We start from the raw sequence: 315 nt of genomic DNA on the forward strand, positions 1-315 counted from the left end.
TGGATAAGCCCTGAAACAACCCAACGCTCACTCCCATTGGCAGTGCTTCACGCCAAATACGTTTCCACAGCCCAATCCGCTTCACAGGACGGTCTCTTCCACGGGGTATCTCCAAGGAGGGCTTGGCGACGAGGACACACTGCCAGAACCCTGTTTCCATCGAATCCATCCGCGCCTTCCACCGTTTATACCATCGCCAAACGGTTTTGGAGGAAATGGGGCCGGAAGGGTAGGGGACCGATTCGCCCACTTGCTCCAGCGACTGCCCGTTTTCGTGTTCAAGCAATACATTTTCTTGCAAATCCCATATACATC

Annotated in this window: 1 protein-coding gene; it reads right to left on the minus strand. The window is 54.0% G+C overall.

Going from position 1 to position 315, the window contains the following annotated elements:
• A partial coding sequence (locus ATW55_RS16760) for a hypothetical protein (protein WP_235587048.1) occupies positions 1-315 on the minus strand: 315 nt, incomplete at both ends.

Source organism: Ferroacidibacillus organovorans (assembly GCF_001516615.1).
GTDB classification, from domain to species: domain Bacteria; phylum Bacillota; class Bacilli; order Alicyclobacillales; family SLC66; genus Ferroacidibacillus; species Ferroacidibacillus ferrooxidans_B.